Here is a 19,857-nt window from a genome sequence, read left to right as displayed (position 1 = left end):
GGGGCGATCAGCCCAGCACTTTCTGCACGGTGGCGACCAGCTGTTCGGGATTGAACGGCTTCACCAGCCAGCCGGTCGCACCGGCGGCCTTGCCTTCGGACTTCTTGTCCGCTGCCGACTCGGTGGTCAGCATCAGCATCGGCGTGAACTTGTAGTCCGGCAGCTGGCGCAGTTCGCGGATCAGCGCGATGCCGTCCATGTTCGGCATGTTGACGTCGGTGACCACCGCATTGAAGCGCTGGCCCTTGGCACGTCCGAGCGCGACCGCGCCGTCTTCAGCTTCTTCGACGGCAAAACCGGCCGAGGTGAGGGCGAAGGAAACCATCTGGCGCATCGACGCCGAATCGTCCACCACCAAGATACGTGCGCTCATGCAGCGTTCTCCACAGATTTCAGGTTGTCATGGGGTACGTCCAGGCCCAGGGCCTGGGTGACGCCCAACAGGCGTGCAGCGTCACGGAAGGTTGCAGTGCAACCGTGGAAGCCGGTGCCCAGGCCTGCCTCGCGGCGGGCCTGCACGAAGGCGCACAGCACCTGCATGCTGGCGGTGTGGATGCGGCCGACCTGGCTTGCATCCAGGGTCAGCTCGCCTGCTTCCGCCACCAAGGGCGAAAGGCGGTTCTTGAGCTCGGTGCTGCTCTCGATGCCGAGATCCTCACCCAGTTCGACAGTGCTCATCGTTGCTCCGGACAAACGGTTCCAGCATTCATAACGGCACCGTGGGGCGGTTCTTTAGGGGTATCGGCGCTGCGCGCCGATTCAGAGCACGGATTCACCCCAGCAGCTGCGTGGCGTCGAGCAGGATCATCGGCCGCTGGCTGATGCGGGCCACGCCACGGAACAGTTCATTGGAGATCTGGCAGATGCGGGCGGTATCGGGTGGTTCGATCTGCGAGTCGGTCAGGTTGGCGACGTCCTCCACGGCCGACACACGCAGGCCCAAGGTCTCGCCGTTCTCTTCAAGCACGACGATGCGGGTCTGCGCGTCATCCTCGGCGGAGGCCGCACCCAGGTGCAGGCCGAGATCCATCACCGGCACCACCTGGCCACGCAGGTTCATGATGCCGAGCATTTCCGGGGCAGTGCCGCGCAATGGCAGCAACGGCACCGGCAGCACCACTTCCTGCACCTTCAGCAGTTCCAGCGCGTAGGCCTGGGTGCCACAGCGCAGGCGCAGCCAACGCGACGTGCGTTCGCCGGCGCGGCGGTTCTGCGGATGCGGGCTGCTGGCGGGCTGATGCGCCTGGGCCTGCAGCTCCTGCCAGGAACCGGGGCGGTTGCTGGAGGGGGTGTCCACCGCGAGCCGTGGCGGCGATGCGACGGCGGCGCGGGTCATCGATGGCATCGGTGCTGGTGCGGGGCGCGCGGCGGCCTTGGCAACGGCCGGCGCAGCGATGGCAGCAACCACTTCGCCGTCGGCGGCGGCTTCGAAGGCGGCCTGCAACCCGGGGCTGTCGGTGTGCGCCAGGCTGTCGGCGGCGTCGGTTTCGTAGATCACTTCGTCCGGCAGGTCATCCCAGGTGGGTTCCGGCGCGGGCGGTGCGACAGCGGCATTGGCCACCGGCGCGGTTTCATGGACGACCTCGGCCGGCAGGTCGTCCCAGGTGGGCTCGCGCTCTGTGTCGATCGCAAGCACGTTGGCGGCGTCGAAAGCAGCCTCCAAGGCCGCATCATCGTTGGCCGGAGCGGCTGCGACGGCGTCGGTTTCGTAGATCACTTCCGCCGGCAGATCGTCCCAGGTCGGCTCGCGCCCGGTATCGGCCGCAGGCGTGGCAACGGCGTCGAAGGCGGCTTCCAGCGCCGCATCATCATTGGCCGGAGCGGTTGCGACGGTGTCGGTTTCGTAGATCACTTCGGCCGGCAGATCGTCCCAGGTCGGCTCGCGCCCGGTGTCGGCCGCAGGCGTGGCAGCCGCGTCGAATGCGGCTTCGAGCGAAGCATCGTCGTTGGCCGGGGCCACTGCGACGGCGTCGGTTTCGTAGATCACTTCGGCCGGCAGATCATCCCAGGTCGGCTCGCGCTCGCCGTCGGCTGCTGCGCTCGTCGGGCGTGGCGCGGCATCAGCGGCGACCGGTGCGACGGCAATGTCGCCGAGCAGCTCGTCCAGATAGTCGTCCAGCATGCCGGTGGTGTTCATGCCGCCTGCTCCAGGGCACGTGCGTCCTCACCGAGGATCCAGTTCAACGCGCGCCGATAGGCCGCCAGGCCGCGTCCCGGGTAGTCCTCGCCGATGCTCGGCAGGGTCAGGCCGGCCGCGTTGCTGATGCGGGTGTCGATCGGAATCGCGTCTTCCCAGACGCGGCTYGCGTGGCGGTCCTGCATGGCGCGCAGCGATTCATTGCCGGTGCGGGTGCGGCGGTCGAACAGTGTCGGCAGGATCGAGATCGGCAGCGGCCGGCGGCGCGAACGCTCGACCATCTCGCCGGTGCGGACCATGCCATCCAGGCCGTGCAGGGCCAACGGCTCGGCCTGGGTGGGAATGATCAGGCGATCGGCCGCGGCCAGCGCATTGATCATCAGCAGGCCCAGGGTCGGTGCGCAGTCCAGCAGGATGTAGTCGTGCTGGCCTTGGTGGCGGGCGAGCGCGTTCTGCAGGGCCAGGCCGAGGCCGGGCTGGTTGGCGCTGCGTCGTTCCAGCGTGGCCAGCGAGGCCTGCGCGCACACGTAATCGAGTCCGCCGATGTTGCTGGCATGGCTGAGCGCGGACAGGTCGGCCGGCGGTGCGGCGAACAGTTCCAGCACGCCGGCCGGTGCCGGCTCGATCGGCACGCCGAAGGCGCGGGTCAGCGAGGCATGCGGATCGAGATCGATCAGCAGCACGCGGTGGCCGAGCGCGGCCAGGCCGCGACCGAGGGCGAGGGTGGTGGTGGTCTTGCCGACTCCGCCCTTCTGGTTGGCGACTGCCCAGATGCGCATCGGATTACTCCTTCATTGCCGGGGGAACGGCGGCGCCGACACGGCTGCCAGCCGGCACCGGTGGCAACTGCACCGGTGCGATGGGGGAAGTGGGGGTGGTGGCCGGTGCTGCGGTGGCCTGTTCGCTGGCGCCGCGGGCAGTGCCGGTGGCGGCATTCAGGCGTTCGCCGAGCGGGTCCACCGAATGACTGGTGTCGGCCAGGATGATGACCATCACCCGCCGGTTGCGATTGCGGCCCTGTGCGCTGTCGTTGTCTTCGCGGGGGCGGAACTGGCCGTAGCCGACCATCGCCAGCCGCGATGGCTGCAGCCCCTGGTCGGCAAACAGATGCACCACGCTGGCCGCGCGCCCGGCCGACAGCTCCCAGTTGGACGGGAAGGTGGCGGTGGCGATCGGCACGTTGTCGGTGTGTCCTTCCACGCGCACGCTGTTGGGCACGTCGCGCAGCACGCCGGCCAGGCTGGCCAGGGTGTCGCGCGCATGCACGTCCAGCGCCGCCGAGCCGGTCGGGAACAGGATGTCGCTGTTGATCTCCACTTCGATCCACAGCTCGGTGCGGCGCACGCTGATCATGCCGCGGTCGATCAGTGGCGCCAGCGCGGCGGTCAGGCGGTCGGCGATGCTGTTGAGCTGGCGCTCGGCACGCGCGATCTGTTCCTGGTTGTGCACCGACACCGGCATGCGCATCTGCGAGGCCATCGCCGGCAGCAGGGTGGGGTCGTGCGAGGGCGCGGGAGCGGACGGCCCGATCTTGGTGCCGGACTTGATCACCGACGGGCTGTCCCAGCCGCCGCCCTGCACCTGCTTGTTGCCCACCTGCACCGGATTGATGGTGCGCGGCGCACCACCGAAGGCATCGGTGAGGGCGTCGGCCATGATCCGGTACTTGCCCTCGTTGACCGAGGAGATCGCGTACATGACCACGAAGAAGGCGAGCAGCAGCGTCATCAGGTCGGCATAGGGGATGGCCCATGCCTCGTGATTGGCGTGCTCTTCGTGGTGCTTGCGGCGGGCCATGTCAGTGCAGGAAGCCGGAGAGGTTGGTTTCGATGTTGCGCGGGTTCTCGCCCTGGGCAATCGAGATCAGGCCTTCGATGACCATTTCGCGGTCGCGGCTGGAATGGGCGATGACGCCCTTCAGCTTGGCGGCGATGGGCAGGAACAGCAGGTTGGCCGAGGCGATGCCGTAGATGGTGGCGGTGAACGCGGCGGCGATGCCGTGGCCGAGCTTGCTCGGGTCGGCGAGGTTCTTCATTACCGCGATCAGGCCGAGCACGGCGCCGATGATGCCCAGCGTGGGCGCATAGATGCCCATGCTTTCAAACACCTTGGCGGCGGCCTGGTCCTGGTGCTCCTGGCTGCCCAGTTCGATCTCCAGCATGTGCCGGATCGATTCGGGTTCAACGCCGTCCACCAGCAGCTGCAGGCCCTTGCGCAGGAACGGGTCCTGCTGCGCTTCCACCTGCGATTCCAGGCCGAGCAGGCCCTGGCGGCGGGCGATGTTGCTCCATTCCACGATCTGCTGGATCAGTTCGCGACGGTCGCTGTGCGGCGGCCGCACGACCCAGCGCACGATCTTGAAGGCGTGCTTGAACACCGCTGGCGAGGTGTGCAGCAGGATGGCGGCGATGGTGCCGACGATGACGATCACGAACGCCGCAGGCGACCACAACGACGCCAGGCCGGCGCCCTTGAGGATGCTGCCACCGACCAGCGAGGCCAGGGCGAGGAAAAGTCCAATGAGGCTGAGTCTATCCATGGGTCCGGTATCGGCTTGTATGAATGGGACTTGAGACACCGGTAGGTCGTGTACAGACGGTAGTCACAGTTTTCGGGTCGCCGGGCATGGCCCGGCGCTACCCTGYGGGGCCGTTTCCGGTAGCGCCGGGCCATGCCCGGCGGGCTTCAGCGCAGCCCGTCCACGTCCAGGATCAGCGCCATGCGACCATCGCCGATCAGGGTTGCACCGGCATAACCACGCAGGCCGCGCAGGGCCTTGGGCAGTGGCTTGATGACCACTTCCTCACGCCCGCGCACCTGGTCCACCACCAGCCCGAAGCGTGCTTCACCGGCCTGCAGCACGACGATGGTCAGCAGGGGCGAGGTGGCCGGCGTCACATCCAGCCATTGCCGCAGGTCGACCAGCGCCAGCGTGTGCGAGCGGCGGTCGAGCACGGCGCGGCCGTCGAACCAGCCCAACGAGGTGCGCGGCGCATGCAGCACTTCCATCACACGGGCCAGCGGCAGTGCGTAGACGTCTTCGCCGGCCTGCACCAGCAGGGTCGGCAGGATCGCCAGGGTCAGCGGTACGCGGATCATGAAACGGCTGCCGCGGCCCAGTTCCGACTGGATCTGGATCTGCCCGCTCAGCTCACGGATGCGCGACTGCACCACGTCCATGCCGACGCCGCGGCCGGAAATGTCGGTGACCTGCTGCTTGGTCGAGAACCCTGGCAGGAACACCAGGTGCAGGCATTCCTCGCTGCTCAGGCGGGCGGCGGCTTCCGGATCGATCAGGCCCTTCTCGCGCGCCTTGGCGCGCAGTTTTTCCGGATCGATGCCGGCGCCATCGTCCTGCACTTCGATGCTGACGTAGTCGCCTTCCTGCTGTGCCGACAGGCGCACGTGACCCATCCGCGGTTTGCCCTGCGCTTCGCGCAGGTCAGGCATTTCCACGCCATGGTCGATGGCGTTGCGGACCAGGTGCACCAGCGGGTCGGCCAGCGCTTCGACCAGGTTGCGGTCGAGCTCGGTTTCGGCGCCGATCAGTTCCAGGTCCACTTCCTTCTTCAGCGAACGCGCAACGTCGCGCGCCACCTTCGGGAAGCGCGAGAACACCTTGCCGACCGGCTGCATGCGGGTGCGCATCACCGCCGACTGCAGGCGCGCGGTGGCGATATCCAGCGTGGACACGGCGCGGTCCAGCTCTTCATCGCGCAGGCGCGCGCGCAGCGTCTTCAACCGGTTTCGTGACAGCACCAGTTCGCCGATCAGGTTGACGATGGCATCCAGGCGCTTGGTGTCCACGCGCACGGTGTGTTCGGCTTCGGCGACAGGCTTGTTGGGTGCGGGCTTGGCAGCGGGCGGGGCCGGCGAGGGCGCCGGTCGCGGTGCCGGTACCGCAACAGCCGCTGCGGTGGTGTTGCTGCCCGGGGCGGCGCCGCCATGCAGCTGGTCGAGCAATGCCTCGAACTCGTCCTCGCTGATCATGTCGTCGGCCTTCTTCGCCGCCGCCACGGTTGTCGGCGCCTTGCCGCCATGCAGCTGGTCGAGCAGGGCCTCGAATTCGTCGTCGGTGATCAAGTCGCCGCCGCCCGCACCCGGCGTCGCGGCCGCAGGCGCGGTAGCGCCGCCGCCATGCACGTCGAACTGGGCGACCAGTTCGGGCGGGGCAAAGCCCGGCTCGGTGCCCGAAGACACCGCGTCAAGCATCGACTGCAGGTAGTCCAGTGACTGCTGGGCGGCATCGAAGTGATGCGCCTGCAGGACGGCCTGGCCGGCGCGTGCGGCGCCCAGCGCTTCCTCGGCGGCGTGGCACAGCTCGACCATTGCGGTGATGCCGAGGAAACCTGCGCCGCCCTTCAGCGTGTGGTAGCCACGGAACACCGCGTTGAGCTGTTCATTGTCCTGCGGTGCCTGTTCCAGCGACACCAGCTGTTCGCCGAGGCGATCCAGGATCTCCTGGGCCTCGATGATGAAATCGGCAGTGATGTCGTCGGCTACTGCGCCCATGGTTACAGCCCCAGATCCGACAACAGGTCGTCGGCGTCGTTCTGCGAGACCGCATGGCGGTCCAGTCCCTTCAGTGCCGGCCCAGCCAGTTCCGGATCGGTGCGATGCTGTTCCGGCGGCAGACCGAGCGCGCCGAAGCCTTCGTGCACGCGGCGGACGATGCCCACCACGCGACGGATGATCTGCCCGGTCAGGTCCTGGTAGCTCTGGGTCAGGGCGATCTCGGTGAGGTTGTGGCGGATGCGGTCGAGCTGCACGTCCTGGCCCGGCTGCAGGCCGTCGGCGCGCAGCTGTTCGGTCAGGCTGCGGCACTCTTCGGCCAGGTCCAGGGTGCGGTGGGTGGCCTGTTCGGTCATCGCCACCACGTGGTCCAGGCGCGCGCAGGCATCGTCCAGCTCGCCGGCTTCATCGGGCACGGTCGGCAGTTCGCCCAGCGCCTGGCCCAGCTCGCGGGCCAGCCGCGAAAGGCCGCTCATCATCGGCTGGGTGCGCAGCGCGACCAGGCCGTCGATGCGCTGGCGCCATGCCGCCTCGTCGCCGGATTCCAGTGCATCCAGGGCTTCCTGCAGGCGCAGGGCGAGGGCGCTCTTGTCGACCGTGGTATCCATCAAGCGCTGGCCGCCAGGCGTTCGAAGATCTTGCCGAGCTTCTCTTCCAGCGTCTGTGCGGTGAACGGCTTGATGATGTAACCGTTCACGCCGTTCTGCGCCGCTTCGATGATCTGCTCGCGCTTGGCTTCGGCAGTCACCATCAGCACCGGCAGGGTCTTCAGTTTGGCATCGGCGCGGATGGCCWTGRGCAGTTCGATGCCGGTCATCACCGGCATGTTCCAGTCGGTGACCACGAAGTCGAACGGCTGGCTCTGCAGCAGCGACAGCGCGGCATGCCCGTCCTCGGCTTCGGCGGTATTGGTGAAGCCCAGATCGCCCAGCAGGTTCTTGACGATACGACGCATGGTCGAGAAGTCGTCGACGATCAGGATGCGCATGTTCTTGTTCAAAGCAGAGTTCCTTTGTTGATCAGCTCTCGAGGCCGGCGTCGGCCGCCTCGAAAATCTTCAGTCGGCCACGCAGGCGCAGGACCGCCTGGCCGTGGATCTGGCAGACCCGCGACTCGCTCACGCCGAGCACTGCGCCGATCTCTTTCAGGTTCAGTTCCTGCTCGTAGTAGAGCGACAGCACCAGCTGTTCGCGCTCGGGCAGGTGGCCGATGGCATTGCCCAGCTCGCGGCCGAACTCGCCACGTTCCAGTACCTGCTGCGGGGTCGGGCCGCCCTGGGCGACGGTGTCCAGCTCGCCCTGGTCTTCAATGCGCGACTCCAGGCTCAGTACCTGGCCGCGCGAGGCGTCCTCCATCAGGCGCAGGTACTCGGGCAGCGGCATCTCCATCGCGGCGGCCACTTCGGTGGCACTGGCGGCGCGGCCGGTGCTCTGCTCCAGGCGGCGGATGGTGGCCGCAGCGTCACGTGCACGGCGGTGTACCGAACGCGGTACCCAGTCGCCACGACGGATCTCATCGATCATCGAACCGCGGATGCGGATCGAGGCGTAGGTCTCGAACGAAGCACCCTGGTCGGCGTCGTAGCTGCGCGAGGCTTCGATCAGGCCCATCATGCCGGCCTGGATCAGGTCGTCCACCTCAACGCTGGCCGGCAGGCGTGCGGCCAGATGGTGGGCGATGCGCCGCACCAGGTCTGAGTGCTGGGCGATGACCTCGTTGGCCGCCGTGCGCTGGACCTCTCTGTACTGGGCGGCGCCTTTCATGCGGCCACCCCACGCTGCTTGATGATGCGTTCGAGGAAGAACTCGACGCCGCCGCGCGGCTCGGTCGGTGCCTGCCAGCGGGCGGTGCGGCGGGCGATCTCGGTGATCGCCAGTGCCGACGGGCTGGACGGATAGGCCTTCACCACCGGCTGCTGGCGCTGCACCGACAGGCGCAGCCAGTCGTCCTGCGGCACGCAGCCCAGGTAGTTCAGCGAGACATCGGCGAGGAATTTCTCGCAGACGCGGGTCAGCTTCTCGTACAGCACGCGGCCTTCGTTGGGGTCGCGCACCATGTTGGCCACCACCTGGATGCGGTCCACGCCACGTTCGCGCGACAGCACCTTGATCAGCGCATAGGCGTCGGTGATCGAGGCCGGTTCATCGCAGACCACCACCACGGTGTCCTGCGCGGCCTGGCAGAAGGTCAGCACGCCATCGGTGATGCCGGCGGCGGTGTCCACCACCATGATGTCCAGCTCGCGCTCCAGCTCGGAGAACACGTTGACCAGGCCGACATGCTCGGCCGGGGCCAGCTCGGCCATGTGCCGGCGGCCGGACGCAGCCGGTACCACCAGCACGCCGTTCGGGCCTTCGATGATCACGTCATCCAGGCTGCAGCGGCCAGCGACCAGGTCGGCCAGGGTGTTGGTGGGGCTCAGGCCCAGGATCACGTCGATGTTGGCCAGGCCCAGGTCGGCGTCCAGCAACAGGGTGCGTTTGCCCATTCCCGCAAGCGCCACGGCCAGGTTGGCCGATACGTTGGTCTTGCCGACGCCGCCCTTGCCGCCGGTCACGGCAATCGTGCGCACAGGGCCGAGCGGCTCGCTGCGGGTCGCCGTCAGCGGGAAGGTGGTGGTCAGCTTGGCGTACTCACGCGACGGCATGGTTCAACTCCGGGTTGCAGGGCATATCGGCCGCGCGGCGCAAATCTTCAAGGCGAAGTACAAGATTGGCTGCACTGGCCCGGTGCAGGTCGTCCGGGACGTCCTGGCCATCGGTCACCCAGGTGATCGGCAGCTTGTGGTCCACCGCCACCGACAGGGCGTTGCCGAAGCGGCCGGTCTCGTCCAGCTTGCTCAGCACCAGGCCCTGCAGGTTGGCCGCGCCGAAGCGGCGGACCACCTCGTCCATGTCGCCGAAGCTGGTGTTGGCCGGCAGTACCAGCAGGGTGCGGACCTGGCGGGCGGCGCGCAGCCACTGCAGCTGGGCGGCCAGCGCACGGTCGCGCGGGCCCAGGCCGGCGGTGTCGATCAGCACCAGCTTGTAGTCCTTCAGGCGTTCCAGCAGCTGGTCCAGGTCGGTGCCGCTGTTGGCCTCGTGCACGGCGATGCCGAGCTGGCGGCCGTAGCCGTACAGCTGTTCGCGGGCGCCGATGCGCATCGTATCGGTGGTGACCAGGGCGACGTCGCGGGCGGCATGGGCTTCGGCGAAGCGCGAGGCCAGCTTGGCGATGGTGGTGGTCTTGCCGGCGCCGGTCGGGCCGACCAGGGCGATCACACCGCCTTCCTCCAGCGGATCGACCGGGGCGATCGGCAGCTTGCGCGAGATCAGCCCCAGCATCAGGCCGCGGCCGCGATGCGCTTCGGTTTCAAGCGGGATCTGCATGGCCACGTCGCGGGCGATGCCGGCATCGAAGCCGTACTCGTCCATCAGGTCCAGCGCGGTGGCACGCACCGGGCTGCCGCGCAGGCGCTCGTCGGTGAAGCGGTTCATCTCGCGCTCGATCACCTGGCGCATGCCGGCCACTTCCTGGCGCAGGTGGCGGATCTCGGCGTCATCGGCGACCAGGGTCAGCGCGGGTGCTGGCGCCAGCGCCGGCATCGGTGCCGGTGCAGCCTCGGTCGGCTGCACGGCAACCTGCGCGTGTGAGGCTTGGTCTTCGGGTGCCGTGGTGGCCTGGAGGGCAACCGGCAACGGCGGCGGCGTCACTGCCGGCAGCTGCGCGCTGTCTTCCAGCGGCGGGTCGATCTGGAAGCGGGCGCGGTTCACCGGCGCGGCTGCCGCAGGCGAGGGTGAGGGCGCCACGATGGCGTCGGCGAACGGGGCGAAGATCTGTTCCGGCAGCGTCGATTCATTGACGGCGGCGCGCGCCAGGGTGGCGGCGAAACCGGTGCTGCCACGCGTCGGCACGATCTCGTCGGCGCTGTCCAGGGTGCGGCCGGTCGCGCCGACGGCGGCGCGGGCGAGGGCGGCAACGGCCGAGGTGGTGGCGGCCACCGGCTCCGGTGCCGGGGTGCCGCTGCGACGGCGGGTGACCGCGGCGATCACTGCGTCGGCGGCGCTGCGCGGCTTCGGCGCGGGCGGCGGTGCCACGTCGCGGCGCGACGCTTCCAGGGCGCGCTGCACGGCGCTCTCATCGTAGTTGGCGGCGGCCACGATCTCGATGCCTTCCTCGATCCGSCGGTTGGACAGGATCACSGCATCAGGACCRTGTTCCTTGCGYACCAGGTTCATGGCCGAGCGCATRTCGGMGGCGACGAAKCGTTTGATTTTCATGCTGTGGTCACGGGACGAAGTCGGCGGAGTGGCGGTCGGAGAACGCGGATGGTCGGTGGTCTGCACGGTTCGGGTTCCCCTTGGAATCTGTCTGTTGCGGGTGTTTGAAAGTGGTGTCTGTTTTCTGGCGCGTTGCAGGGCGGCGTCAGCTGATCGTTCCGACCAGCTTCAGGCGCTTGTCCTCCGGCACCTCGCTGTAGGCCAGGACCGACAGCGACGGAACGCTGTGGCGGACCAGGCGGGCCAGCGCGGCTCGCACCGGGCCAGGTACCAGCACCACCGCGGGCTCGTTGCGGGCTTCCTGCTTGCTGACACATTCGGCCAGGCTCTGGTGCAGTCGCTCAGCGAGTCCGGGTTCCAGCGCGGCGCCGTTGCCCTGCGTGGACTCCTGCAAGACACGTTCCAATTGCGGGTTGAGGGTGAACACCGGCAGCTCCGCCGACATTCCGGCGATCTCCTGCACGATGAAGCGGCCCAGTGCGGTGCGCACGGCGGCGGTCAGCGTGGCCGGGTCCTGGCTGTGCGGGGCGTGTTCGACCAGTGCTTCGGCGATCTTGCGCAGCTGGCGGATCGGAATGCGCTCGACCAGCAGGTTCTGCAGCACGCGCACCACCGCCGACAGCGGCAGCGCCTTCGGCGTCAGATCTTCGACGAGCTTGGGCGCGCTCTTGGCCAGGTTGGCCAGCAGGTGCTGCACTTCCTCGTGGCCGAGCAGTTCCGGTGCGTGCTCGCGGATCAGGTGCGAAAGGTGGGTGGCCACCACCGTGGCCGGGTCGACCACGGTATAGCCCAGGGTTTCGGCCTGGGCGCGCTGGTGTGGCTGGATCCAGGTCGCGTCCAGTCCGAAGGCCGGGTCCTTGCCGGCGATGCCTTCCAGCGGACCGAGGGCACTGCCCGGGTCCAGCGCCAGTTCGCGGTCGGGATGGATCTCGGCAGTGGCCACCGGCACGCCGTGCACCAGTACCCGGTAGCCGTTGGCCGGCAGTTCCAGGTTGTCGCGGATGTGGACCGAGGGAATCAGGAAGCCGACGTCCTGGGTCAGCTTGCGGCGCACGCCCTTGATGCGCGGCATCAGCTCGCCGCCCTGGTTGCTGTCCACCAGCGAAATCAATCGATAGCCCACTTCCAGGCCCAGCGGATCGACCGGGCGCAGCTCGTCCCAGCTCAGTTCCGCAGTAGGTGCGGGGGCAGCGGGGCGGCCCAGCGCGTTCAGTGCGTTGGCGTCGCCTGCAGCGGTGTCGGCCTGCGCCGGCACCAGGCCCTTGCGGTACACCTTCCAGGCGATGAAGCCGAGGATGGCCGCCAGCGTCAGGAAAGCGACGTTGGGCATGCCCGGCACCAGGCCGACCACGCCGAGGATGCCGGCGGTGATGGCCAGCGCACGGTACTGGCCAAACACCTGGCCGGTCATCGCCTGCGCCATGTCCTGCGAGCGCGAGGCACGGGTAACCAGCATCGCCACCGCGCTGGAGACCAGCAGCGCCGGCAGCTGCGCCACCAGACCGTCACCGATCGACAGCAGGGTGTAGGTGGCGGCGGCATCGCCGAAGGGCATGCCATGCTGCAGCACGCCCACGGCCAGGCCGCCCAGCATGTTGATGAACAGGATCAGGATGCCGGCGATCGCGTCGCCGCGGATGAACTTGCTGGCACCGTCCATCGCACCGTAGAAGTCGGCTTCCTCGCGTACTTCCTCGCGGCGCAGCTTGGCTTCCTCGCGCGTCAGCAAACCGGCGTTGAGGTCGGCGTCGATCGCCATCTGCTTGCCGGGCATGGCGTCGAGGATGAAGCGCGCGGTCACTTCCGAGACGCGGCCGGCGCCCTTGGTGATGACCACGAAATTGATGATGGTCAGGATCGCGAACACCACGATGCCGACGGCGTAGTTGCCGCCGATCACGAACTCACCGAATGCGGCGATCACCTTGCCGGCCGCTTCGTGGCCGTTCTGGCCGTTGAGCAGGATCACGCGGGTGGAGGCCACGTTCAGCGCCAGCCGCAGCATGGTGGTGATCAGCAGCACGATCGGGAAGATGGTGAAGTCCAGCGGGCGCTTCACGTAGACCACCGCCAGCAGCACCATCAGCGAGATGGCGATGTTGAAGGTGAACAGCGCATCGAGCACCGGCGCGGCCAGCGGCACCACGACCATGGCCAGCAGGGCGAGCACGATCAGCGGTGCGCCAAGGCCCTGGCGGATCATTTCAAGCGCGCGGCGGGTATTGAAGCTGGATGCCTGGGCGCTCATGGACGGCCCCCGTTGCCGAACTCATCAACCTGGATGTGCGGCGTGGACGGCATCGGGCCGGTCCGCCAGCTGCGCAGCTGGTAGACGTAAGAGAGGACCTGGGCGACGGCTGAATACAGTCTCACGGGGATTTCCTTGCCGAGTTGGCCTTCCCGATACAAGGCGCGTGCCAAAGGCGGGGCAGAGACGATGGCGACCTTGTTGCCGTCGGCCACTTCACGGATGCGCAGGGCGGTTTCATCCACGCCCAGGGCGACCACGGTGGGGGCATTCATGGCCCCGCCTTCGTACTTCAGGGCCACCGCGTAGTGGGTGGGGTTGACCACCACCACGTCGGCAGTGGGGACCGCCTCCATCATCCGGCGGTTGGCCATCTGCTGCTGCAGCTGGCGGATGCGGCCCTTCACTTCCGGGCTGCCTTCGCTTTCCTTCATCTCCCGGCGCAGCTCCTCGCGGGTCATCTTCAGCTTGCGCATCCAGTTCCAGCGCTGGTACGGCGCGTCGATGGCGGCCAGCACCAGCATCGCCCCGGCGGTGGCCAGCAGCAGCCGCAGGGTGAAGCCCAGTCCGTCGCCGATGGCCGTTTCCAGCGGCTGGTGGATCAGCCCGCGCAGGGTGTTGAAGCTGGTCCAGACCACCATGCCGGCGGCGACGCCGACGAAGGCCACCCGCAGCAGCGACTTGATGAACTCGGCGATGGCTTCGGGGCCGTACAGGCGCTTGAGCCCGCTCATCGGGTTCATGCGGTTGATGTCAGGCATCATCGCCTTGGCCGACCAGCGCAGGCCGCCCATCACCACCGGCGCCAGGAAACTGGCCAGCAGGCAGACCAGCACCAGCGGGGCGATCACCCACATCAGCTGCAGCAGCAGGTCGCCGAAGTGGCCGAACAGCGCCTTCGGGTGCTGGCGCAGGCTCTGTTCGGGGCTGAGCGCATGGCGCATCCAGGCGCTGGCGCCGCTGGCCATCGAGCCGCTCATGGCCATCACCGCGATCACCCCGGCGCCGAACACGGCGGCCGTGCCCAGTTCACGCGAGCGCGGCAGGTTGCCCTGTTCGCGGGCGTCGCGCAGGCGTTTTTCTGTCGGTTGTTCGGTTTTTTCGCCGGCGGATTCGTTCTCGGACATCACAGGCACTGCAGGCCTGGATCAATGCATCCGCCGGGCATGGCCCGGCGCTACCCCGGGGGCCGGTCCTGCGGGCTCTGTGCCAGTTCCACCCGTGGCCGCGGCAGGTCGTGCAGCTGCATGAAGCGGGCCGCGTCCACTGGCCGGCCCAGCAGGAAGCCCTGCAGGTAGTCGCAGCCGAGGCGCTCCAGGTAGGCGCGCTGCGCGGCGGTCTCCACGCCCTCGGCCACGATGTCCATGTCCAGCGCGTGGCCCAGCGCCACGATTGCCGAGACGATCACCACGTCCTCGGCGCTGTGCTCAAGGTCGCGCACGAACGCGTGGTCGATCTTGATTTCGGTGGCCGGCAGGCGCTTGAGGTACAGCAGGCTGGAGTAGCCGGTGCCGAAATCATCGATCGAGATGCCCACGCCCAGGGCGGAGAAACTCTGCAGCAGGCGCAGGCTGGTATCGGTATCGCGCATCACCGTGCTTTCGGTGATCTCCAGCWCCAGGTTGCGCGGGGCGATCGCGTAGCGCTCGATCACCTCGCGCACGTCCTGCAGCAGGTGCGGCGAACTGAACTGCACCGGTGACAGGTTCACCGACATCGTCCAGCTTTCATGGCCGGCATCGTGCCAGTGGCGCAGCTGCTGGCAGGCCTGGTCCAGCGCCCAGCGGCCGATCTCGTTGATCGCGCCACTGCGCTCGGCCAGGCGGATGAAGCGGTCCGGCGGAATCAGGCCCTGTTCCGGATGACGCCAGCGGATGAGTGCTTCGGCACCGGCCACCTTCTGCGTAGCCACGCGGATCTTCGGCTGGTAATGCAGGAACAGCTGTTCGCTGCCGATTGCCCGGCGCAGGTCGGCCAGCAGGCGGAACTGCTGCTCGGCGCTGTCGTTCATCCAGTCGGCGAACAGCACGAACGCATTGCGGCCCGATTCCTTGGCCTGGTACATCGCTGCATCGGCGAAGGCCATCAGCTGGCGTTCGCTGGCGGCATGGTCGGGGCAGATCGCGATGCCGATGCTGGCGCTCACCTGCAGCTCGTGGTCCGGCAGCAGCGGGCCGCTACCCACCGCCTGCAGGATGCGCCGGGCCAGGGTCGGCAGGTCCTCGTCCTGTTCGATGCGCACCACCAGCACGAATTCGTCGCCGCCCAGCCGTGCCAGCATGTCGTGCGGCCGCAGCAGCTGGCGGGTACGTTCTGCCACGGCTACCAGCAGCGCATCGCCGGCCTGGTGGCCATAGGCATCGTTGACCTGCTTGAAGCCATCCAGATCCATGAACATCACCGCGAAGCGGCTGCCGCCCTGTTCGGCCTCGGCCAGCGCCTGCAGGATGCGCCGCTGCAGCAGCAGCCGGTTCGGCAGGCGGGTGAGCGGGTCGTGCAGCGCGGCCTGGGTCAGTTCCTGCTGGGCGTCCGTCAAGGAGGTGCTGAGCAGCGAATTGCGCAGGCGCAACAGTTGCGCCTCCACCCGCTGGTCCAGCCAGGACACCACCAGCACCACCGCCAGGATCGCCACGGTCAGCACCACCACCAGCATCGCCAGCCAGTTGTTCTGCAGGCCATCGCCCACCGCTGCGCCGCAGACGCTGCCCTCGGGGAAACGGGCGGCAGCCATGCCGGTGTAGTGCATGCCGACGATGGCCAGGCCAAGCAGGCCGGCGGCGGCCAGGCGGTCGCCGATGCGGGTGTGCTGCGCGCGCAGGCGGAAGGCCACGTACAAGGCAGTCCACGACGCGGCCACCGCGACCAGCAGCGACAGCAGCAGCCACACCGGCTGGTAGTCGATGCCCGGTTGCATGCGCATCGCGGCCATGCCCACGTAGTGCATGCTGGCGATGCCGCTGCCCATCAGCAGCGCACCGCCGGCCAGGCGAGGATGGGGCAGGGTGCGCAGCGATACCAGCCAGAGCGCGAACACCGACGAGCCGATTGCCAGTGCCAGCGACAGCAGGGTGATGGGCAGGTCGTAGCCCAGTGGAATGGGCAGGTCGAAGGCGAGCATGCCGATGAAGTGCATCGACCAGATGCCCAGCCCCATCGCAAAGCCGCCGCCCAGGCGCCACCACCAGGTCGCGCCCTTGCCGGGCGCGGTGACGGTGCGCCCGGCCATCGCCAGTGCGGTGTAGGACGCCATCACTGCAACCAGCAATGAGGTCGCCACCAGCCACGGGTTGTACGTGCCTACCAGCATTCGTCAGTCTCCCGGACCTGCCTGTCAACGGAAAAACTACGGTGGGGCATGCGCAAGGCGGGCGACCAGAGCCGCCGGTTGCAGCGTCCCCCCGGTCGCTGCGCATTCACTCTAACGCGGGCACCGGGGGGGACGGCAAGCAGCAGAACGTGACGACCACGTCAGCGGGTCACCGCACCGGCGGCCTGGAAGGCAGCATCGAACAGGCGCTGCACCGGCGGCCCCATTTCACCGACCAGCAGGGTCAGCAGGAACAGGCCCAGCAGCAGCGAGACCGGCAGGCCCAGCTGGATCGGATTCAGCGCCGGCGCGGCGCGGGCCAGCACGCCGAAGGCCAGGTTGACCGCCAGCATCGCCACGGTCAGCGGGATGGCCAGGGTCAACGCACCGCGCAGCACGGTCAGCAGGAAGGTCGGGGCGATGCTGAAGAAGGCGTGCGGGTCGGGCAGGGGCGCGCCGATGGGCAGGGCGCGGTAGCTGTCCACCACCAGCGAGATCAGCGCCAGGTGGCCGTTGGCGGTGAAGAACAGCAGGCCGAACAGCAGATAGAACCATTGGCCGATGACACCGGAGGTGCCGCCGCGCAGCGGGTCACTCATCTGCGCAAATGCAAGACCGGTGCCCTGGGCGACCAGCTCGCCGGCCATCGCGCCGGCCTCGAACACCAGCCGCAGCATGAAACCGATGGCCACGCCGATCGCCAGCTCGCGGGCGATGGTCAGCACGGTAGCAGCGTCGAAACCGGTCCAGTCCGGTACCGGCGGCAGCAGCGGCGCCAACGCAATGGCCAGCGTGCCGGCCAGCATCACCCGCACCCGGCCGGGCACCGCGCGGGTACCGATCATCGGCATTGCCATGGCCACTGCGCCGATGCGCAGCATGGTCCACAGCACGGTGCCGATCATGCCGAAGGCATTCAGGCCGTCGGCAGCCATCTGGGTGGCGGCGTCCATCTGCGTGCGCGTCCGTCTAGCCGATCAGGTGCGGGATGCGCTGGAACAGCAGCGTGGTGAATTCGACCAGATGGCCGATCAGCAGGCTGCCCAGTGCAAACAACACCGCTGTGAGGGCCGCAGCCTTGGCAACGAAGGCGATGGTCGGCTCGTTGAGCTGGGTCGCCGCCTGCACCACGCCCACCACCACGCCGACCACCAGTACGGTCAGCAGCAGCGGGCCGGCCACCCAGAGCACGGTAATCAGGCCACCACGCAGTTCGGTCAAGGCAAGTTCGGGAGACATCATGGTTCCATCGGTAGCGCCGGGCCATGCCCGGCGGTGGTCAATGCGGCAGCCGGTATTGCCCGGCGTCGCCTCTGTAGAGCCGAGCCATGCTCGGCTGACCTTCGGATCAGGCCGGATTGAAGCTGGCCGCCAGCGTGCCGACGGTCAGCACCCAACCATCGACCAGCACGAACAGCAGGATCTTGAACGGCGCAGAGACCAGCATCGGCGACAGCATCATCATGCCCATCGACATCAGCACGCTGGCCACGACCAGGTCGATGATCACGAACGGGATGAAGATCAGGAAGCCGATCTCGAAGGCGGTCTTCAGTTCGCTGGTGACGAACGACGCAACCAGTACCGGGAACGGAATCGCATCAGGGCTGGCGTAGGTGCCGTGACCGGCGATGCCGGCGAAGGTCATCAGGTCGGTCTCGCGGATCTGCGCCAGCATGAAGGCGCGCAGCGGCGTGGTGGTCAGCGTCCAGGCAGTCTGGAAGTCGATCTCGCCATTGAGGTACGGCGCCATGCCGGTGCTCCAGGCCTTGTCCCAGGTCGGCAGCATGATCATCGCGGTGAGGAACAGGGCCAGGCCCAGCAGGACCTGGTTGGACGGCGTCTGGCCGGTGCCCAGCGCCTGCCGCAGCAGGCCCAGCACGATGATGATGCGGGTGAAGGAGGTCAGCACCAGCAGCATCGACGGGATCAGGGTGATCGCCGTCATCAACAGCAGTGTCTGCAACGGCAGGCTGACCGGCGCACCGCCGATCTTGCCGACGTTGATGTCCGGCAGCGGCGTGGTCGGCGCGCCCGGGGCGGCGAACGCCAACGCAGGCAGCAGGCACAGGGCGATCAGGCTCAGCCACGGCAGCAGGGTGGCAAGACGGGAACGGGTCACACGCATGTCAGGGGTCCTTGCGCAGCCGCTGTTGCAGCAGCTGGGCGAAATTCGGCAGGTTCTTCAGGTCGGGTACGCGTACCGGCGCAGGCGGTGGCAGCGGTTCGGGCAGGGTGTGCAGGGCGTTGATGCCGCCGGCGGTGACGCCCAGCAGCAGTTGTTGACCATTGACCTCGACCACCACCACGCGTTCCTTGGCGCCGACATTCAGGCTCGCCACCAGCTTCATGCCCTCGGCTGGGCGGAAGCCGCTGCCGGGCAGGCGCTTGAGCAGCCAGCCCAGGCCGATGACCAGGGCCAGCACTGCCAGCAGGGCCAGCACCGCACCGAACAGGCTCGGTGCGGCCGGCGCATGCTGGCCGACCTGCGGGGCCGTCTTGGCGACGGCCAGAGTGGTGGCGAGCAGGCTCAACGCAGTCTCCGGATCCGCTCGCTGGGGCTGACCACATCGGTCAGGCGCACGCCGAAGCGRTCGTTGATCACCACCACTTCGCCATGSGCGATCAGCGTGCCGTTGACGAACACGTCCAGCGATTCGCCGGCACCCCGTTCCAGCTCAACCACCGAACCCTGGTTGAGCTGCAGCAGGTTGCGGATCGGCAGGCGGGCGCGGCCGACTTCCAGCGACAGCGTCACCGGCACATCGAGGATCACGTCCAGGTTCAAATCCGGGCCGGTCGCTTCATCGGCCTGCAGGTTGCTGAACTGGGCCGGGGTCGGTTCGAGGGCGTCGATATCGTTCATTGCGGGTCTTCCTGGATGACGGGTACGCGCGGACGGGTGCCCGGCGGATGGGTAGCGGTGATCTTTACGGCGTTCATGCCGTTGGCGACGCCGAACTCACCGGTGAACACCGGGATGTTCTCCACGCACAGCGGCACCTGCGGGCTCAGGTCGATCGGCAGGATGTCGCCGACCTTCAGCCGGGTCAGGTCGCGCAGGGTCATGCGCTTGCTGGCCAGCACGCTGGACAGGGTCACTTCGGCCACGTTGAGCTGCTCGCGCAGGGTGCGGCCCCAGCTCTCGTCGCGGTCGTTGCGGTCACTCTGGATGCCGGCGTCGAGCAGTTCGCGGATCGGCTCCAGCATCGAGTAGGGCAGGGTCACGTGGATGTCACCGCCACCGCCGTCGAGTTCGACATGCAGGCGGCACACCACCACGTATTCGCGCGGCGTCACGATGTTGGCGAAGTGCGGGTTGATCTCCGAGTTGATGTACTCGAATTCCACGTCCATCACCGGTGCCCACGCTTCACGCAGGTCGGCGAAGGTC

The 19,857-nt window shown here is 68.0% G+C and carries 21 protein-coding genes; all 21 read right to left on the bottom strand.

Annotation, left to right across the window (positions count from 1 at the left end; genetic code table 11):
• Window positions 1-7: 7 nt before the first annotated feature.
• The gene (locus tag AC1DJN_RS09110; protein WP_025878971.1) at window positions 8-373 is read right to left on the bottom strand and encodes a response regulator; all 366 of its coding nucleotides are present in this window, start codon (window positions 371-373) and stop codon (window positions 8-10) included.
• Window positions 370-678 carry an STAS domain-containing protein gene (locus AC1DJN_RS09105; RefSeq protein WP_032975458.1) on the bottom strand — a complete coding sequence of 103 codons (309 nt, stop codon included), beginning with the start codon at window positions 676-678 and terminating at the stop codon, window positions 370-372. The genes AC1DJN_RS09110 and AC1DJN_RS09105 overlap by 4 nt, the downstream gene beginning before the upstream one ends.
• Window positions 679-772: 94 nt before the next feature.
• A complete protein-coding gene (locus tag AC1DJN_RS09100; RefSeq protein ID WP_442252371.1) occupies window positions 773-2,137 on the bottom strand; it encodes a chemotaxis protein CheW in 1,365 nt (454 codons plus the stop codon).
• On the bottom strand, window positions 2,134-2,916 hold the full coding sequence (locus tag AC1DJN_RS09095; RefSeq protein WP_059064121.1) for a ParA family protein: 783 nt from the start codon (window positions 2,914-2,916) through the stop codon (window positions 2,134-2,136). Before AC1DJN_RS09095 ends, AC1DJN_RS09100 begins: the two co-directional genes overlap by 4 nt.
• Window positions 2,917-2,920: 4 nt before the next feature.
• A complete protein-coding gene (motD, locus tag AC1DJN_RS09090; RefSeq protein ID WP_032974846.1) occupies window positions 2,921-3,934 on the bottom strand; it encodes a flagellar motor protein MotD in 1,014 nt (337 codons plus the stop codon).
• 1 nt (window position 3,935) lies between these two features.
• Complete coding sequence (locus AC1DJN_RS09085) at window positions 3,936-4,676, bottom strand: flagellar motor protein (RefSeq protein ID WP_025878976.1); 741 nt, start codon at window positions 4,674-4,676, stop codon at window positions 3,936-3,938.
• Between the two features lie 146 nt (window positions 4,677-4,822).
• Window positions 4,823-6,649 carry a chemotaxis protein CheA gene (locus AC1DJN_RS09080; RefSeq protein ID WP_442252365.1) on the bottom strand — a complete coding sequence of 609 codons (1,827 nt, stop codon included), beginning with the start codon at window positions 6,647-6,649 and terminating at the stop codon, window positions 4,823-4,825.
• Window positions 6,650-6,651: 2 nt separating this feature from the next.
• Window positions 6,652-7,257, bottom strand: a complete 606-nt coding sequence (locus AC1DJN_RS09075; RefSeq protein ID WP_025878978.1) for a protein phosphatase CheZ — start codon at window positions 7,255-7,257, stop codon at window positions 6,652-6,654.
• Window positions 7,257-7,649 carry a chemotaxis response regulator CheY gene (cheY, locus tag AC1DJN_RS09070; RefSeq protein WP_478039109.1) on the bottom strand — a complete coding sequence of 131 codons (393 nt, stop codon included), beginning with the start codon at window positions 7,647-7,649 and terminating at the stop codon, window positions 7,257-7,259. Before cheY ends, AC1DJN_RS09075 begins: the two co-directional genes overlap by 1 nt.
• Before the next feature lie 19 nt (window positions 7,650-7,668).
• Window positions 7,669-8,412 (bottom strand): RNA polymerase sigma factor FliA, encoded by a 744-nt coding sequence (locus tag AC1DJN_RS09065; RefSeq protein WP_025878979.1) that lies wholly within the window; start codon window positions 8,410-8,412, stop codon window positions 7,669-7,671.
• Entirely contained in the window at window positions 8,409-9,296 is an 888-nt protein-coding gene (locus tag AC1DJN_RS09060) for a MinD/ParA family ATP-binding protein (RefSeq protein WP_025878980.1), read from the bottom strand. The genes AC1DJN_RS09065 and AC1DJN_RS09060 overlap by 4 nt, the downstream gene beginning before the upstream one ends.
• Window positions 9,283-10,908: a flagellar biosynthesis protein FlhF gene (gene flhF / locus AC1DJN_RS09055; RefSeq protein WP_478039108.1), complete on the bottom strand. Its 1,626-nt coding sequence runs from the start codon at window positions 10,906-10,908 to the stop codon at window positions 9,283-9,285. Before flhF ends, AC1DJN_RS09060 begins: the two co-directional genes overlap by 14 nt.
• A gap of 145 nt (window positions 10,909-11,053) precedes the next feature.
• Window positions 11,054-13,156 carry a flagellar biosynthesis protein FlhA gene (flhA, locus tag AC1DJN_RS09050; RefSeq protein ID WP_032974843.1) on the bottom strand — a complete coding sequence of 701 codons (2,103 nt, stop codon included), beginning with the start codon at window positions 13,154-13,156 and terminating at the stop codon, window positions 11,054-11,056.
• A complete protein-coding gene (gene flhB / locus AC1DJN_RS09045; RefSeq protein WP_033831035.1) occupies window positions 13,153-14,283 on the bottom strand; it encodes a flagellar biosynthesis protein FlhB in 1,131 nt (376 codons plus the stop codon). The genes flhA and flhB overlap by 4 nt, the downstream gene beginning before the upstream one ends.
• 50 nt (window positions 14,284-14,333) lie before the next feature.
• The gene (locus AC1DJN_RS09040) at window positions 14,334-16,463 is read right to left on the bottom strand and encodes a putative bifunctional diguanylate cyclase/phosphodiesterase (protein WP_478039107.1); all 2,130 of its coding nucleotides are present in this window, start codon (window positions 16,461-16,463) and stop codon (window positions 14,334-14,336) included.
• A 161-nt stretch (window positions 16,464-16,624) separates the two neighbouring features.
• Window positions 16,625-17,416 carry a flagellar biosynthetic protein FliR gene (fliR, locus tag AC1DJN_RS09035; protein ID WP_032974840.1) on the bottom strand — a complete coding sequence of 264 codons (792 nt, stop codon included), beginning with the start codon at window positions 17,414-17,416 and terminating at the stop codon, window positions 16,625-16,627.
• A gap of 16 nt (window positions 17,417-17,432) precedes the next feature.
• Window positions 17,433-17,702 carry a flagellar biosynthetic protein FliQ gene (locus AC1DJN_RS09030; RefSeq protein ID WP_005413254.1) on the bottom strand — a complete coding sequence of 90 codons (270 nt, stop codon included), beginning with the start codon at window positions 17,700-17,702 and terminating at the stop codon, window positions 17,433-17,435.
• A gap of 109 nt (window positions 17,703-17,811) precedes the next feature.
• Window positions 17,812-18,591: a flagellar type III secretion system pore protein FliP gene (fliP, locus tag AC1DJN_RS09025; protein ID WP_025878986.1), complete on the bottom strand. Its 780-nt coding sequence runs from the start codon at window positions 18,589-18,591 to the stop codon at window positions 17,812-17,814.
• Between the two features lies 1 nt (window position 18,592).
• Window positions 18,593-18,997 carry a flagellar biosynthetic protein FliO gene (gene fliO / locus AC1DJN_RS09020; protein ID WP_032974839.1) on the bottom strand — a complete coding sequence of 135 codons (405 nt, stop codon included), beginning with the start codon at window positions 18,995-18,997 and terminating at the stop codon, window positions 18,593-18,595.
• Entirely contained in the window at window positions 18,994-19,329 is a 336-nt protein-coding gene (gene fliN / locus AC1DJN_RS09015; protein WP_025878988.1) for a flagellar motor switch protein FliN, read from the bottom strand. Before fliN ends, fliO begins: the two co-directional genes overlap by 4 nt.
• On the bottom strand, window positions 19,326-19,857 hold a 532-nt coding region (locus AC1DJN_RS09010; protein WP_478039106.1), incomplete at its 5' end, for a flagellar motor switch protein FliM. The genes fliN and AC1DJN_RS09010, both read right to left, overlap by 4 nt.

Source organism: Stenotrophomonas sp. 05L414_2 (assembly GCF_056397905.1).
The sequence above is the reverse complement of the archived record's forward strand: the minus strand, read 5'-3'. Positions and strand labels throughout refer to the sequence as shown.

Excerpts from the sequence above, each read along its gene's own strand:
- AC1DJN_RS09110 (WP_025878971.1), bottom strand. The coding sequence starts at position 373 with ATGAGCGCACGTATCTTGGTGGTGGACGATTCGGCGTCGATGCGCCAG.
- AC1DJN_RS09105 (WP_032975458.1), bottom strand. The coding sequence starts at position 678 with ATGAGCACTGTCGAACTGGGTGAGGATCTCGGCATCGAGAGCAGCACC.
- AC1DJN_RS09100 (WP_442252371.1), bottom strand. The coding sequence starts at position 2,137 with ATGAACACCACCGGCATGCTGGACGACTATCTGGACGAGCTGCTCGGC.
- motD (WP_032974846.1), bottom strand. The coding sequence starts at position 3,934 with ATGGCCCGCCGCAAGCACCACGAAGAGCACGCCAATCACGAGGCATGG.
- AC1DJN_RS09085 (WP_025878976.1), bottom strand. The coding sequence starts at position 4,676 with ATGGATAGACTCAGCCTCATTGGACTTTTCCTCGCCCTGGCCTCGCTG.
- AC1DJN_RS09080 (WP_442252365.1), bottom strand. The coding sequence starts at position 6,649 with ATGGGCGCAGTAGCCGACGACATCACTGCCGATTTCATCATCGAGGCC.
- AC1DJN_RS09075 (WP_025878978.1), bottom strand. The coding sequence starts at position 7,257 with ATGGATACCACGGTCGACAAGAGCGCCCTCGCCCTGCGCCTGCAGGAA.
- AC1DJN_RS09065 (WP_025878979.1), bottom strand. The coding sequence starts at position 8,412 with ATGAAAGGCGCCGCCCAGTACAGAGAGGTCCAGCGCACGGCGGCCAAC.
- AC1DJN_RS09060 (WP_025878980.1), bottom strand. The coding sequence starts at position 9,296 with ATGCCGTCGCGTGAGTACGCCAAGCTGACCACCACCTTCCCGCTGACG.
- flhA (WP_032974843.1), bottom strand. The coding sequence starts at position 13,156 with ATGAGCGCCCAGGCATCCAGCTTCAATACCCGCCGCGCGCTTGAAATG.
- flhB (WP_033831035.1), bottom strand. The coding sequence starts at position 14,283 with ATGTCCGAGAACGAATCCGCCGGCGAAAAAACCGAACAACCGACAGAA.
- fliR (WP_032974840.1), bottom strand. The coding sequence starts at position 17,416 with ATGGACGCCGCCACCCAGATGGCTGCCGACGGCCTGAATGCCTTCGGC.
- AC1DJN_RS09030 (WP_005413254.1), bottom strand. The coding sequence starts at position 17,702 with ATGTCTCCCGAACTTGCCTTGACCGAACTGCGTGGTGGCCTGATTACC.
- fliP (WP_025878986.1), bottom strand. The coding sequence starts at position 18,591 with ATGCGTGTGACCCGTTCCCGTCTTGCCACCCTGCTGCCGTGGCTGAGC.